Source organism: Pseudomonas sp. BNK-45, assembly GCF_047456255.1.
GTDB lineage: Bacteria > Pseudomonadota > Gammaproteobacteria > Pseudomonadales > Pseudomonadaceae > Aquipseudomonas.
In genome coordinates, this window is sequence record NZ_CP179909.1 from 4,550,448 (window position 1) to 4,565,016 (window position 14,569).

At 64.3% G+C, this 14,569-nt stretch carries 10 protein-coding genes; 5 read left to right on the forward strand and 5 right to left on the reverse strand.

What is annotated here, in order from left to right:
- Window positions 1-21: 21 nt before the first annotated feature.
- From ACMGG8_RS20375 to ACMGG8_RS20395, 5 genes are all read right to left on the reverse strand, one after another.
- A complete protein-coding gene (locus ACMGG8_RS20375) occupies window positions 22-678 on the reverse strand; it encodes a VOC family protein (protein ID WP_414158292.1) in 657 nt (218 codons plus the stop codon).
- A gap of 232 nt (window positions 679-910) precedes the next feature.
- A complete protein-coding gene (locus ACMGG8_RS20380; RefSeq protein ID WP_108543474.1) occupies window positions 911-1,282 on the reverse strand; it encodes a DUF4156 domain-containing protein in 372 nt (123 codons plus the stop codon).
- 209 nt (window positions 1,283-1,491) lie between these two features.
- Window positions 1,492-2,490 carry a LacI family DNA-binding transcriptional regulator gene (locus ACMGG8_RS20385; RefSeq protein ID WP_060839115.1) on the reverse strand — a complete coding sequence of 333 codons (999 nt, stop codon included), beginning with the start codon at window positions 2,488-2,490 and terminating at the stop codon, window positions 1,492-1,494.
- A gap of 101 nt (window positions 2,491-2,591) precedes the next feature.
- A complete protein-coding gene (locus ACMGG8_RS20390; protein ID WP_060843472.1) occupies window positions 2,592-4,067 on the reverse strand; it encodes a glycoside hydrolase family 32 protein in 1,476 nt (491 codons plus the stop codon).
- A gap of 13 nt (window positions 4,068-4,080) precedes the next feature.
- On the reverse strand, window positions 4,081-5,370 hold the full coding sequence (locus ACMGG8_RS20395; RefSeq protein ID WP_129406001.1) for an MFS transporter: 1,290 nt from the start codon (window positions 5,368-5,370) through the stop codon (window positions 4,081-4,083).
- A gap of 377 nt (window positions 5,371-5,747) precedes the next feature.
- On the opposite strand from ACMGG8_RS20395, the gene mexE reads away from it, so the two are divergent.
- From mexE to ACMGG8_RS20420, 5 genes are all read left to right on the forward strand, one after another.
- Complete coding sequence (gene mexE / locus ACMGG8_RS20400; protein WP_060839112.1) at window positions 5,748-6,995, forward strand: multidrug efflux RND transporter periplasmic adaptor subunit MexE; 1,248 nt, start codon at window positions 5,748-5,750, stop codon at window positions 6,993-6,995.
- Between the two features lie 15 nt (window positions 6,996-7,010).
- The gene (locus tag ACMGG8_RS20405; protein WP_060839111.1) at window positions 7,011-10,190 is read left to right on the forward strand and encodes an efflux RND transporter permease subunit; all 3,180 of its coding nucleotides are present in this window, start codon (window positions 7,011-7,013) and stop codon (window positions 10,188-10,190) included.
- A complete protein-coding gene (locus tag ACMGG8_RS20410; RefSeq protein WP_108543470.1) occupies window positions 10,187-11,608 on the forward strand; it encodes an efflux transporter outer membrane subunit in 1,422 nt (473 codons plus the stop codon). Before ACMGG8_RS20405 ends, ACMGG8_RS20410 begins: the two co-directional genes overlap by 4 nt.
- A gap of 696 nt (window positions 11,609-12,304) precedes the next feature.
- The gene (locus ACMGG8_RS20415; RefSeq protein ID WP_414159961.1) at window positions 12,305-13,204 is read left to right on the forward strand and encodes a bestrophin family protein; all 900 of its coding nucleotides are present in this window, start codon (window positions 12,305-12,307) and stop codon (window positions 13,202-13,204) included.
- Window positions 13,205-13,278: 74 nt separating this feature from the next.
- Window positions 13,279-14,334, forward strand: a complete 1,056-nt coding sequence (locus ACMGG8_RS20420) for a HEAT repeat domain-containing protein (RefSeq protein WP_060839108.1) — start codon at window positions 13,279-13,281, stop codon at window positions 14,332-14,334.
- Window positions 14,335-14,569 lie beyond the last annotated feature (235 nt).

The window sequence follows — 14,569 nt, forward strand, 5'->3', positions numbered from 1 at the left end:
CCGAGCGATCGGCGCAACGCATCACCAGCGCATGATCATCGGCAGCAGCGGACGAAAATCCCGGCGCTGGCCGCTGGCTCCATGATCGATTTCCACTTCGATCAGGTGCTCATCGCCCTGGACCATCGCAAAGCCCTGCAGCTGGTTTGCGCAGTGGGCAGCAGCTGAAAAAGCGTCGCGGGCGGGCGTGGTGATGCGCACCGCGGTCATCTCGCGAAAACCATTGGGATGTTCAAACGGCTGGGCGCGCTCAATCGGCGCCTCATCGGGTCTGTTGGCAAACGCCAGAAAAAACCACATCGGCTCGCTGACCGGCGCATGCCCCACGTCGACTTTCAGGGCCGCGGGCAAATACTGGGGGCGATATTCCCAGACCGGAAACAGCGGCGCCTCGCCCTCGCTGGAGGGCCTGAAGCAAACGCCAAAGGGCGCGGCGTGTGCATCATCACCCTTGAGGCGGTCATAGAGTCGTGTCGGCGCGGTCAACTGACTTTGCGCCTCGGCCTCATCGGTGAGATACAAAAGCTCGATGAACGCATTGCGCAAGAAGAACCGTCTGTTGGCAGTGCCTTGGCCCGGGTGGGTGTTCGGCGTCCCTTCAACCAATCCGAGGGCTTTCAATGCCTCAGCGCCTTGCCGGTGATCATTCACGCCAATAAAGATGTGGTCTGTTTGCATCGTCAATTCCCTTTGATCCCAATCGCCAGTAGCGGCCCTTTTGCCTCGGGCAAAAAAGCCGGCAAGCAGTCTGACATGGCCCCTTGCGGCCATCCACCAGCCATGCTCGAACGCACGTTGGCCAGCGATCCGTGGCACGCAGATGCCCCCAACCGAGGCCGACTTCGATAGCGCCGACAGGTCAGCTCTTGGCGGGGGAAAGATCTTCCGCGATCAAAGGGAGGGCGTCGGTTCAGGGCTCAGGGCAATGATAGACATTGCCCGAAAGCGTCACGTTGGTTTGCTCCAAGCGATTGTCCGAACCGGTCTGTCCGGCGCGCTGAGTGAGCAGATAAACCCGGTTGCCCCCCATCGCCGCGGCCTTGTTTTTCAGGTCGTTGCGGGCGCCGGTTTCGAGGTTGGCGTTGCCCGTGATACTGCCCAATAGAAAGTCACCCTGGCTGCCGGTGACATCGCCAAGAAACTTGCATTCACGTCCCGGTTCATTGTGGGTGATGCGCACATTGTTGGCCCCGGGTCCGGCGATTGAAGTGGGCGCGCAACCTGCCAGGACAAACAACGCGGCACACAGACCGATCCCCGTGAGCCTATGAGAGAGATACATCCGGATGATTCCTTTCGTGCATTTGGAGCGATACCCCGAGCGGAAAATCCTCCAGGGCGGTAGAGCGCGCAGTATCGAACTTTGCCAAAGCCGGAGTTGTATTAATCAGTGAATTTACAGTCAAAAAATGTAAAGGCTGGCCGACGATTGACCAGCCCCAGGATCATGGGCGCCCGCTGGCTGGCGCATTGTCCCGCCAGCCATGGCGTTCAGCAGGACTCGCGTTCCACCAGCGGGCATGCCACCCGGTGAATCATCGGCTGTTCCCTGCGTTCAATGAGGTATTGAGCAGCCCGCCGCCCCATCTCGTAATACGGCAATTGCACGGTACTGAGCGGCGGATAGAACAGCTCGGCAACACCGATCATGTTGTCGTACCCCAGGACCGCCACCTGATCCGGAATGCGCAGGCCGCGACTGAGCAAGTACTGGTAGGCGACCAAAGCGATCCGATCGTTACCGCACACCAGGAGATCGAACGCCGGCCGGCCTTGCAGCTCGCGCAACCGGCTCTCCAGCACGGCAATGGTTTCCTGATAGGCGTCGTCCTGGGACAGGTGGTATTGAGGCACATCGGCTACCGCTATCCCGGCTTCGGCGAAAGCGCGAGCCAATCCCAGCTGTCGCTGCTCCCAGGCCAGGCTGCTCTGCGGCAGGTTGATGCACAGCGGACTGCGGTAGCCCCGCTTGAGGGCGTAGCGCACTGCCTGATACTGACCGTCTGCGTCATCCGGCACGTAGCAGGCCACGCCGGGCTCCAGGCTCACGCAATTGCTCAGTACCAGCGGCAGGCTGCGCAGTACCGGGGGGATCTCGACGGTGCGCAGCTGCATAGCGCTGAAGATGATCCCATCAGGCTGATGGGACAGCATCAGATCGATGGTCTGCTGGTTCGGCGGCACTTCAAAGACGTTGACGATGAACAGGTTCCAGCCGCTTTCGCGGGCGGTGCGCTCCATGGACAGGAGCATTTCCACAGCGAAGGGCGTGGTGGCGGTATCCAGGGCGAAGACGCCGATCGTCTTGCCACCCGAGGAGCCGCCGCGGATCTTTCGCGCAGAAAGGCTGGGGACATACCCCAGGGTCTCCACCGCTTGCAGAACTTTCGCCAGGGTTTCCTGATTGACCTTTTCCGGGGTATTGAGCGCCCTGGACACCGTCATGAAGGAAACCCCTGCCAGGCGCGCGACATCTTTAACTGAAGCCATTCGCAGGTGCCAATGCTGATAGGGCCGGGCATCATGTCATGCCTGGCAAAAGCATGACAACACGCCGCCGCAAGTCGTGCCAGGCGCGTCCCGCCCGCGCCTCAGAGGCGCAGATCGGCCAGGTGCCAGAGCGAAACGTCGCCGAAAGCACCGCGCCCATTGATGGCAAACGCCGTGACCGCCTGGCTGTCGGGACCAGGATAGATACGGCTGCTCAAGCTGTAGGCGCCATCGTCGACAAACACCTCGATAGAGGAACGATCCAGAAAAATCCGCAGGGCGATCCGGGTTTGCCCCCAGGCAATCGGCACGCTGCGTACCCCGCTCACACCGGCGCCCGAATGCTGCCGGTCAAGCACCAGACGGCGCGCCATGGCATCGAAATACACCAGGGTCCGCTCCTGCCGGTCCTCGCTGCAACGCAGGGCCAGACCGAAGCGCTCGGCGGTACTGCCAGCCAGGTCCAGGGTCAGTTCGAACTCCAGCAGCGTGCCTCGCTCATCGAGCAGGCAATCGGCGGATTCCACCGCGCCAATCGGCAAGGTCCGCAGCGACCGGCGCAAGGCCGTCAACTCGCGGGCCGGCCGCATGCGCAGCCGCTCGCCGTCGCGGCTCAACTCCCGAGGCAGCGACAGCGCTCCACACCAGTGATGCGCCTGACTCGGCATCGGACTGTCCCACATGTCCATCCAGGCCCACAGCAGGCGGCGCCCGTCCGGCGCCAGCAGGGTCTGCGCAGCATAAAAGTCATGACCGTGATCCAGCTCGCGCAGCGTGCCGCACTCGCTGAAAAAACCCCGGTCGTCCAGCAGGCCCATTCGGTAACTGTTCTGGAACTTGTTCCAGTTGTCATAGCCGCTGGGTTTCAGGCCCTGGGGCGAATAGAGAAACACGTCGCAGCCATCGAGCTCGAACAGGTCCGGACACTCCCACATGTAGCCGTCCGGCTGACGCTGCCCTTGCAGGGCACAGCTCAGGTACTCCCAGTGCTGAAGATCGTGCGAACGATAGAGCAGCAGCTGCGGGTCGTCGCCGCAACGCGCGCCAAGGGCCATCCACCACTGCCCTGCCCGTCGCCACACCTTGGGATCGCGAAAATGCATGATGCCCGGCTCCGGCGCCGTCTCGATCACCACCCCGTGCTTGTGAAACGACACGCCATCGGTGCTGCTGGCCAGGCACTGCACCTGACGGATGTTCTGGTCGTCGCCCGGCGCGCCCAGCCACACATGCCCGGTGTAGATCAGGTACAGCCTGTCGTCCGCGACCACTGCAGACCCCGAGAAGCAGCCGTCGCGGTCATAGGCAGCGCCAGGCGCCAGCGCGATGGGCAGATGCTCCCAATGCACCAGGTCACGGCTCCTGGCATGTCCCCAGTGCATCGGCCCCCATTGCGCCGAATAGGGATGATGCTGGTAGAACACGTGATATTCACCGCGAAAAAACACCAGGCCGTTGGGGTCGTTCATCCATCCCGCCGGCGGCGCAAGATGATAGGCGGGGCGAAAGTCGTTGCCCCGCTCCGCCAAGGTTTTTTCGATAGCGCGGTGCGCTTGGTCCAACAGTGCCGCGTGCATGGCTGGTTCCTGTCTAGGGTTCATAACGAAGGGCGGATTGAGAGATGGCGGGCAGCTCCGGCGAATCGCCGGGCCCGTCTTGGGAGGTGCCGCGCGCGGGGTCCTTGCGCAACAAGGTCCATGACAGCAGCAGGCAAGCGCCGACCAGGGCTGCCATGAGCACGTAGACGTTGGCGAAGCCGAAGCGGTCGTAGCCGTAGCCCACCAGCGGCGACAGCAGCATGGCGGTCAATTGCTGGGCGAACTGAAAGCCCACCAGGTAGATCGAGGCAGACAGCCGGGAGTCGAAATTGAGGGAAATGTATTTGAATATCGAGACCAGCAAGAGGGGCACTTCCAGGGCGTGCAACATCTTGCAGGTGGCGATGGTCCAGGCCTGCGTTGCCAGCCCGGAACCGAGGATGCGCACGAACATGATGCCGCCCGCCAGGATCAGCCCGTATTTGGCGCCTGTGCGGCTGACCACCCAGGGGGCAAACAGCATCAAGACCGCCTCGACCAGCACCTGGGACGAGTTCAGGTAGCCATAGGCGCGGGTGCCCTCCTCCGGGGTCGGGAAAAACGAGGAGAAATACACCGGGAACTGTTGCTCGTAGATCATGTAGATCCCGCACACCCCCGTCAGGTAAAGGCTGAAGGCCCAGAATCGCGGGAGGACCAGCAACTTCCCGAGATCGTTCAACTGCACCGGCCGGGCCGCCATGCCCGCCTGCGCCGCCGGTTGGTTCAAGCGGCTCAGGTCCAGGCGCGACAGGATCAGCAGGAACACGATGCCAGCGGCGCTGCTCATGTAGAACGTGATGTCCGGATCGATGTTGAACACCACGCCGACCGCGCCCGTTGCACTGGCCCAGCCCAGCGATCCCCACATCCGGGTGGTTCCAAACTCGAAACCGGCATGCCGCGACAGGCGCTCGGTGTACGACTCGATCACCCCCACGCCGGCCAGCATCGCCAGTGCCAGGAACGCGGCACCGACCAGCGCCCCGAGCACCACGTTCTGCGCCAACAGGCCGGCATAGACATGAATCGCAAAGGGCGCGGCGGCACACAGCAGGATGCCAATCCACACCAGGAGCTTTTTGGACAGCCCGAGGCGGTCCTGGAGCGCGCCATAAAATGGCTGGACCAGCAACGCCGCAATGGCGTTGGCGGCAAAGATGAAGCCGGTTTCCGTGCCATTCAGGCCGATGACTCGATGCAGCCAGATAGAGAACAGCGAATAGCTGGACGACCACGAAAAGAAGAAGAAAAACAACAGACCACTGATAAGCCAGTACTCGCGTTTGGCGGCAAGCTGCATGTGACGATCCTTTTGTTCTTATTTAGGTTAACGTTAACATAGCAACGCATTACGCGTCTTCAAAGGCTTTGCTGTCAAGTGGGAGCCGCTGCAAAAAGTCTCCGAAGCGCCCTGCCTGGCCCGCTCAAGGTTCCTCCCCGAGCGCAGTTCAACTACCTCGCTGCCGATGGCGACCTACGCCGACCAATGTTGCGTGGCGAGCAACAATGAATTGCGCGCGAGGGGATTGATAGCAGCCTAACGACAGGCGCAGGCTAGAGGGCTCGCTCGGGGCTTATATCATTCCGAATGATAGTTACCTTCGCTTCATTCGATTCGTGAGATACAGACCTGCCGAGCATCATCCGCCCATCTCAAATTACCTTGGCGGATGAACCATGGACCAGTCAGTCAAATTCTTGCGTTACCCCTTAGCCGCCCTCGCCGTTCTGGTCATGAGTGCCTGCGGCAAGGCCCCGGAAACCGCCTCCGCTCCGCCCGCCGCCAAAGTCAGCGTGGCCAAGGTACTGGAGCAGCCGGTCAACGAATGGGACGAGTTCACCGGGCGCCTGGAAGCCCCGGAAACCGTGGAAGTCCGTCCACGGGTATCGGGCCAGATCGATCAGGTGGCCTTCACCGAAGGCGCCCTGGTGAAGAAAGGCGACCTGCTGTTCCAGATCGACCCGCGCCCGTTCCAGGCTGAAGTCCGCCGTCTCGAAGCCCAACTGCAGCAAGCCCGGGCCACCGCCACCCGCAGCGCCAACGAAGCCCAGCGCGGCCAGCGCCTGCTGACCAGCAACGCGATTTCCGCCGAGTTGGCCGACACCCGCAGCAGCGCCGCCCAGGAAGCCCGGGCCGGGGTCGATGCGATCCAGGCCCAGCTCGACCTGGCCAAGCTCAACCTGAGCTTCACCCGGGTGGTGGCGCCCATCAGCGGTCGCGTCAGCCGTGCGCAGATCACTGCCGGCAACCTGGTGACCGCCGATGTCACCCCGCTCACCAGCCTGGTGTCCACCGACAAGGTCTACGCCTACTTCGACGCCGACGAGCGCGTGTACCTCAAGTACACCCAGCTCGCCCGCCAGGGCCAGCGCGGCCAGACCACCCCGGTGTACCTGGGCCTGTCCAATGAAGAAGGCCACCCGCACCTGGGCCAGATGAACTTCGTCGACAACCAGGTCAACCCCAAGACCGGCACCATCCGCGGCCGTGCGGTGTTCGACAACCGTGACGGCAGCTACACCCCGGGCCTGTATGCGCGCCTGAAACTGGTGGGCAGCGGCACCTACTCGGCGATGCTGATCAACGACGAGGCCGTGGGCACCGACCTGGGCAAGAAGTTCGTGCTGGTGATGGACGCCGACAACAAGCCGGCCTACCGCGCCGTGGAACTGGGGCCGAAGATCGAAGGCCTGCGCATCGTGCGCAGCGGCCTGAGCAAGGACGACACCATCATCGTCAAGGGTCTGCAACGGGCACGTCCCGGCGCCCCGGTGACGCCTGAGGTGATCCCCATGGCCAGCCAGGAAACCCTCGCCGCCCTGGCCCAACAACGCCAAGCACTGGAAGCCAGCAACCTGCCGCAGGTCACCCCTGCCAAGGCGGCTCCGGCTGTGAAACTCGCCGCTGCGACTCCGCGCGGTTAAGGGACGACTCTCAAGATGAATTTTTCCCAGTTCTTCATTTCAAGGCCGATCTTCGCCGCGGTGCTGTCGCTGCTGATCCTGATCGCCGGCGCCATCTCGCTGTTCCAGCTGCCCATCAGCGAATACCCGGAAGTGGTGCCGCCCACCGTGGTGGTACGCGCCAACTTCCCCGGGGCCAACCCGAAGGTCATCGGTGAAACCGTGGCCGCGCCCCTGGAACAGGCGATCACCGGGGTCGAGAACATGCTCTACATGTCCTCGCAATCCACCGCCGACGGCAAGATCACCCTGACCATCACCTTCGCCCTGGGCACCGACCTGGACAACGCCCAGGTGCAGGTGCAGAACCGCGTGACCCGCACCCAGCCCAAGCTGCCGGAAGAAGTGACGCGCATCGGCATCACCGTGGACAAGGCCTCTCCGGACCTGACCATGGTGGTCCACCTGACCTCGCCGGACAAACGCTACGACATGCTCTACCTGTCCAACTACGCCCTGCTCAACATCAAGGATGAGCTGGCGCGCCTGGGCGGCGTGGGGGATGTGCAGCTGTTCGGCATGGGCGACTACTCACTGCGGGTCTGGCTCGATCCGAACAAGACCGCCTCGCGCAACCTGACCGCCACCGACGTGGTCACCGCCATCCGCGAACAGAACCGTCAGGTCGCCGCCGGTGCCCTGGGCGCGCCGCCTGCGCCCAGCGCCACCAGCTTCCAGCTGTCGGTCAACACCCAGGGCCGCCTGGTCACCGAGGAAGAGTTCGAGAACATCATCATTCGCTCAGGCGAAGACGGTGAGATCACTCGCCTGAAAGACATCGCCCGCATCGAGCTGGGATCGAGCCAGTACGCCCTGCGTTCGCTGCTCAACAACCAGCCGGCGGTGGCGATCCCGATCTTCCAGCGCCCGGGCTCCAACGCCATCGAGATCTCCAACGAAGTGCGGGCCAAGATGGCCGAACTCAAGCAGAGCTTCCCGCAGGGCATGGACTTCAGCATCGTCTACGACCCGACCATCTTCGTCCGCGGCTCCATCGAAGCGGTGGTGCACACCCTGTTCGAAGCGCTGATCCTGGTGGTACTGGTGGTGATCCTGTTCCTGCAGACCTGGCGCGCCTCGATCATCCCGCTGGTGGCCGTACCGGTGTCGCTGATCGGTACCTTCGCGGTCATGCACCTGTTCGGTTTCTCCCTCAATGCCCTGTCGCTGTTCGGCCTGGTGCTGGCCATCGGCATCGTGGTGGACGACGCCATCGTGGTGGTGGAGAACGTCGAACGGAACATCGGCCTGGGCCTCAACCCGGTAGAGGCCACCAAACGCGCCATGCGTGAAGTGACCGGCCCGATCATCGCCACCGCCCTGGTGCTGTGCGCGGTGTTCGTACCGGCAGCCTTCATCAGCGGCCTGACCGGGCAGTTCTACAAGCAGTTCGCCCTGACCATCGCCATCTCCACGGTGATCTCGGCCTTCAACTCCCTGACCCTGTCGCCGGCCCTGGCCGCGGTACTGCTCAAGGAACACCATGCGCCCAAGGACCGCTTCTCGAAGATCCTCGACACGCTGCTGGGGGGCTGGCTGTTCAAGCCGTTCAACCGCTTCTTCGACCGGGCCAGCCATGGCTACGTCGGCACCGTGCGCCGGGTCATCCGCGGCAGCGGCATCGCCCTGTTCCTCTATGCCGGGCTGATGGTGCTGACCTGGTTCGGCTTCGCCCACACCCCGACCGGTTTCGTGCCGGCCCAGGACAAGCAATACCTGGTGGCCTTCGCCCAACTGCCGGACGCTGCCAGCCTGGACCGCACCGAAGACGTGATCAAGCGCATGTCCGACATCGCCCTCAAGCAACCCGGCGTGGAAAGCGCGGTGGCCTTCCCAGGCCTGTCGATCAACGGCTTCACCAACAGCCCGAACAACGGCATCGTCTTCGTCACCTTGAAGCCCTTCGATGAGCGCAAGGACCCGAGCATGTCCGCCGGCGCCATCGCCGGTGCCCTGAACGGCAAGTACGCGGACATCCAGGACGCCTACATGGCGATCTTCCCACCGCCGCCGGTACAGGGCCTGGGGACCATTGGCGGCTTCCGCCTGCAAGTGGAGGACCGCAGCGGTCTGGGTTACGACGAGCTGTATAAAGAAGTGCAGAACGTCATCACCAAGAGCCGCAGCGTGCCGGAACTGGCCGGGCTGTTCACCAGCTACCAGGTCAACGTGCCCCAGGTCGATGCCGCCATCGACCGGGAAAAGGCCAAGACCCACGGCGTGGCGATCTCCGACATCTTCGACACCCTGCAGGTCTACCTGGGCTCGCTGTATGCCAACGACTTCAACCGCTTTGGCCGCACCTACCAGGTCAACGTCCAGGCCGAGCAGCAGTTCCGTCTCGAACCCGAGCAGATCGGCCAGCTGAAAGTGCGCAACAACAAGGGCGAGATGATCCCCCTGGCGACCTTCATCAAGGTCAGCGACACCGCCGGTCCCGACCGCGTGATGCACTACAACGGCTTCGTCACCGCGGAAATCAACGGCGCGGCGGCCCCGGGCTACAGCTCCGGGCAGGCAGAAGCGGCGATCGAGAAACTGCTCAAGGAAGAACTGCCCAACGGCATGACCTACGAATGGACCGAGTTGACCTACCAGCAGATCCTGGCCGGTAACACCGCCCTGTTCGTCTTCCCGCTCTGCGTGCTGCTGGCCTTCCTGGTACTGGCCGCGCAATACGAGAGCTGGAGCCTGCCCCTGGCGGTGATCCTGATCGTGCCGATGACCCTGCTGTCGGCGATTACCGGGGTGATCGTTTCCGGTGGCGACAACAACATCTTCACCCAGATCGGCCTGATCGTACTGGTGGGCCTGGCCTGCAAGAACGCGATCCTGATCGTCGAGTTCGCCAAGGACAAGCAAGAGGAAGGCCTCGATCCGCTGGCTGCGGTGCTGGAAGCCTGCCGCCTGCGTCTGCGGCCGATCCTGATGACCTCCTTCGCCTTCATCATGGGGGTGGTGCCCCTGGTGATCTCCAGCGGTGCCGGCGCGGAAATGCGTCATGCCATGGGCGTCGCGGTGTTCTCCGGGATGCTCGGGGTGACCTTCTTCGGCCTGCTGCTGACCCCGGTGTTCTATGTCCTGATCCGCAATTACGTGGAGCGCAGCGAGGCCCGCAAGGCCGCCCGCGCCCTGCAACTGGAGGCGCAACAATGAGTGCCAAAGTCTTCCTGCCCAGCCTGCTGGTACTGGCCCTCGGCGCCTGCGCCGTCGGCCCGGACTACCAGGCCCCGACCACCGAGGCGGCGCACATCAGCGCCGCCACCGACGGCGCCGCAGGCCAGAAGAACTTCGACCGCGCGCGTTTCGAAGGCATCTGGTGGCAGCAATTCGATGACCCGACCCTCAACCAGCTGGTGAGCCAGTCCTTGCAGGGCAACCGCGAACTGCGGGTGGCCTTCGCCCGCCTGCGGGCCGCCCGGGCAATTCGCGATGACGCCAGCAATGACGCCATGCCCACCATCACCAGCCGCGCCAGCAGCGACCTGGCCAAGGGCCAGATCCCCGGCCAGACCAGCAAACGGGTCAACAGCGAGCGCTACGACCTGGGCCTGGACATGGCCTGGGAACTGGACTTGTTCGGGCGCATCCAGCGCAACCTGGAAGCCACCGACGCCGACCAGCAGGCCGCCGAGGCCGACCTCTACCAACTGCAGGTGACCATGATCGCCGAGCTGGTGGACGCCTACGGCCAGCTGCGCGGCGCGCAACTGCGGGAAAAGATCGCCCTGGCCAACCTGGACAACCAGCAGGCCTCGCGCAAGATCACCGAAAGCCTGCGCGATGCCGGGGTCGGCGACCAGCTCGACGTGGTGCGTGCCGACGCCCGCCTGGCTTCGGTGGAAGCCAGCGTGCCGCAGCTGCAGGCCGAGCAGACCCGCCAGCGCAACCGCATCGCCACCCTGCTGGGGGAACGGCCGGACAAGCTCAGCGTCGACCTGTCCCCGGCGCAACTGCCAGCGATTGCCAAGGCCCTGCCGATCGGCGACCCGGGCGAGCTGCTGCAGCGCCGTCCGGACATTCTCAGCGCCGAGCGCAAACTGGCCGCCGCCACCGCGCGCATCGGCGTGGCCAAGGCCGACCTGTTCCCGCGGGTCAGCCTCAGCGGCTTCCTTGGCTTCACCGCCGGGCGCGGCTCGCAGATCGGCTCCTCGGCGGCCAATGCCTGGGCCCTGGGCCCGAGCATCACCTGGGCGGCCTTTGACCTGGGCAGCGTGCGGGCCCGCCTGCGCGGCGCCGACGCCAACGCCGACGGCGCCCTGGCCAACTATGAGCAGCAGGTGCTGCTGGCCCTGGAAGAGTCGGAAAACGCCTTCAGCGACTACGGCAAGCGCCAGCAACGGCTGATCTCGCTGATTCGCCAGAGCGAGTCCAGCCGCGCCGCGGCAGACCTGGCCGAGATCCGCTACCGCGAAGGCACCGTGGACTTCCTGGTGCTGCTGGACGCCCAGCGTGAACGCCTGGCGGCCGAAGACGCCCAGGCCCAGGCCGAAGTCGACCTGTACCGCGGCATCGTCGCCATCTACAAGGCCCTGGGCGGTGGCTGGCAGCCAGCGACGGTGGCCAGCCGCTAAGGCATAGCAACGAGCTCCTTTGGTTGGCCGCAACCAACCAATGTTTGGCCCCGCGACGCATTCGGTCGCGGGGCTTTTTTTTGCCACGACATCGGCAAGCAAGGTCCTGCGGACCTTTTCGCAGCCTCGCCGCAGGCTCGACAGCGGCTACAGCCCTGTAGCCGCTGCCGCAGGCTGCGAACGGCCCGCAGGGACGCCAGGATCGGAAGGCCACTGAAGGTTCGGACGGCAATCATCAGGCAAGGTCCTGCGGACCTTCGCGCAGCCTCGCCGCAGGCTCGACAGCGGCTACACAACACCCTGTAGCCGCTGCCGCAGGCTGCGAACGGCCCGCAGGGACGCCAGGATCGGAAGGCCACTGAAGGTTCGGACGGCAATCGTCAGGCAAGGTCCTGCGGACCTTTTCGCAGCCTCGCCGCAGGCTCGACAGCGGCTACACAACTCCCTGTAGCCGCTGCCGCAGGCTGCGAACGGCCCGAAGGGACGCCAGGATCGGAAGGCCACTGAAGGTTCAGACGGCAATCGTCAGGCAAGGTCCTGCGGACCTTCGCGCAGCCTCGCCGCAGGCTCGACAGCGGCTACAGGGTCGTTGGTCGATAGAGGCAGTCGATCATTCGGTCGATCGTTGCGATTGGACAGCCCTACGGCGCGCTCCTACTCTTGACTCGCCGCGTAATCGCCCTGGCCTCAGCCCTCATGATCGTCCGCCCCAAGCCGAACCTGATCAGCATCCTCTTCGCCCTCAAGGGCTCGATCGCCAAGCGCATTGCCTTGCGCTGCGTGCTGATCACCCTGCTGGCCTCGGTCATCGTGCTGGTGGAAACCCTGCAACCCACATATTTTTCCAAGGTCAACGCCACGCCCTTCACCCTGCTGGGGCTGTCGCTGTCGATCTTCATGAGCTTTCGCAACAACGCCTGCTACGACCGCTGGTGGGAAGGCCGCAAGCAGTTGGGCCAACTGATCATCGAGGTGCGCTCGCTGATCCGTGAAAGCCTGGTCATCGACGGCCACCCCGAACGCGAGGGCCTGCTGCGCGACCTGTGCGGCTTCGCCCACAGCCTGATTGCCCGCCTGCGCCATGAAGACGAAGCCCGCGCCCTGCAACCCTGGGCCCAGGCCGGCCTCGACCCGCAGCACCCGAACCTCACCGATGCGCAGTTGCAACGCATCGGCCAGCGCTGCTCGCAGTGGGCGCAGCAGGGACTGATCAGCGAATGGCGCTACACCCAGATGGAAACCCGGCTGGTCAGCCTGAGCCTGGTCCAGGCCGCCTGCGAGCGGATCCAGAACACCCCACTGCCCTTCCCCTACACCTTGCTGCTGCACCGCACCATCTACCTGTTCTGCATCCTCCTGCCGTTCGCCATGGCCGAGCCCCTGGGCTGGCTGACGCCGATCTTCACCGCCATCGTCAGCTACACCTTCCTGGGCCTCGACGAGATCGGCAACGACCTGGAAGACCCCTTCGGCTACGACGACAACGATTTGCCCTGCAACGCTCTATTGCGCGGCCTGGAGCGCGAAGTCCTGGCAGCCCTGGGGCAGCGCGAACTGCCACCGCCGATGGAACCGGTGGAATACGTGCTCAGCTGATTGCGGGTTTGACTCGGGCCGACTCCTGACCGAAGCTTGCGCCTTGCAAAAGTCGCCAGCTTCCGGATTCCCCCATGTCACTGCCCCGTCGCTACCTGCTGATCAGCCTGTCGCTCGTCATTGCCCTGGCCCTGGCCTGGAACTTCCTGCGTAGCAGTCCGCCGGTGATCCCCGAGGCCATCAAGCACGGCTATGGCCCGGCCCTGGAAAAAGCCCGCAACGGCCAGCCCGGCGCGGCCCGGGTGCTGTACCAGCAATTGGCGCGCCCCGACCTCAGCGACTCGCAGCGCATCCGTCTGCTGGCGGTGCTGCCCAACTACCCCAGCCCGCAAGCCCTGAAACTGGCGGACGCCGATCTGCACCACCCCTCGCCGCCCGTGCGCAAGGCCGCGATCAACAGCGTGCTGGGCCTGGTGCCCAGTGGCCAGCGCAGCCTGTTGCTGGGGCCGCTGCTGGATGATCACGAGCAAAGCGTGCGCTTTGCCGCGGTGGACGCTCTGCTGGGCCTGTCCCCGGATGATCAGGGCCTGTACTTCGGCCCGCTGCAGCAGGTGATCGACGAATACACCCAGGTGCTCAAGACCCAGGGGGACAATGTCGAAGCCCAGTACCAGCTGGCGCGCCTGTACCTGCACAACGCCGATCTGGTCAAGGCCCAGCAGACCCTGGAACAGGCCCTGCGCCTGGCGCCGGACAACCTGCAGGCGGTGGTGCTGCAGATCGAGGTGCTGGACAAGCAGGGCCAGAGCGACGCCGCCCGCCAGTTGCTGGCCAAGCAATTGCAGGCCCAGCAGGACTCGGCCTACCTGCAACACGCCCTGGGCCTCTGGCTGCTGCACCATGGCCAAGGCGAATTCGCCCTGCTGGGCCTGTCCCGGGCCGTGGAACTGGAGCCCAACAACGCCGCCTATCGCTACGACCTGGCCACCACCCTGCACGGCCAGCAGGAGCAGGAGGCGGCGCAAAAGCAGCTGGAAGAAATCGTCCAGCGCCAGCCTTACAACCGCAAGGCGCGGGTGCTCCTGATCAACTACTGGAAAGAAAGCGGCCAGTTGCAGAACGTCCAGGTGCTGCTGGCCCAGCTGGAGCAGCAGAACCCCGACGACCCGGCCCTGCAACAGGGCCTGTAGCCGCTGCCGAGCCTGCGAGGCTGCGAAAAGCCCCGCAGGGCCTTCTGGCGATCCCCAGCCGAACCTTTGCCGCCCTTGAGCCCCCAGCGTCTGCTGCGTCGGAATGCCGCCCAAGCCGTTCGCAGCCTGCGGCAGCGGCTACACAACAAAAGGTTGAACCGTGCCGACGGCAGGCGGTCAAGTGATTTATCGGCGATATCAAGGCGTTCGACGCCATCGCCGATCACCTGGACCC

Excerpts from the sequence above, each read along its gene's own strand:
- ACMGG8_RS20410 (WP_108543470.1), top strand. The coding sequence starts at position 10,187 with ATGAGTGCCAAAGTCTTCCTGCCCAGCCTGCTGGTACTGGCCCTCGGC.
- ACMGG8_RS20405 (WP_060839111.1), top strand. The coding sequence starts at position 7,011 with ATGAATTTTTCCCAGTTCTTCATTTCAAGGCCGATCTTCGCCGCGGTG.
- ACMGG8_RS20390 (WP_060843472.1), bottom strand. The coding sequence starts at position 4,067 with ATGCACGCGGCACTGTTGGACCAAGCGCACCGCGCTATCGAAAAAACC.
- ACMGG8_RS20415 (WP_414159961.1), top strand. The coding sequence starts at position 12,305 with ATGATCGTCCGCCCCAAGCCGAACCTGATCAGCATCCTCTTCGCCCTC.
- ACMGG8_RS20380 (WP_108543474.1), bottom strand. The coding sequence starts at position 1,282 with ATGTATCTCTCTCATAGGCTCACGGGGATCGGTCTGTGTGCCGCGTTG.
- ACMGG8_RS20395 (WP_129406001.1), bottom strand. The coding sequence starts at position 5,370 with ATGCAGCTTGCCGCCAAACGCGAGTACTGGCTTATCAGTGGTCTGTTG.
- ACMGG8_RS20420 (WP_060839108.1), top strand. The coding sequence starts at position 13,279 with ATGTCACTGCCCCGTCGCTACCTGCTGATCAGCCTGTCGCTCGTCATT.
- ACMGG8_RS20375 (WP_414158292.1), bottom strand. The coding sequence starts at position 678 with ATGCAAACAGACCACATCTTTATTGGCGTGAATGATCACCGGCAAGGC.
- mexE (WP_060839112.1), top strand. The coding sequence starts at position 5,748 with ATGGACCAGTCAGTCAAATTCTTGCGTTACCCCTTAGCCGCCCTCGCC.
- ACMGG8_RS20385 (WP_060839115.1), bottom strand. The coding sequence starts at position 2,490 with ATGGCTTCAGTTAAAGATGTCGCGCGCCTGGCAGGGGTTTCCTTCATG.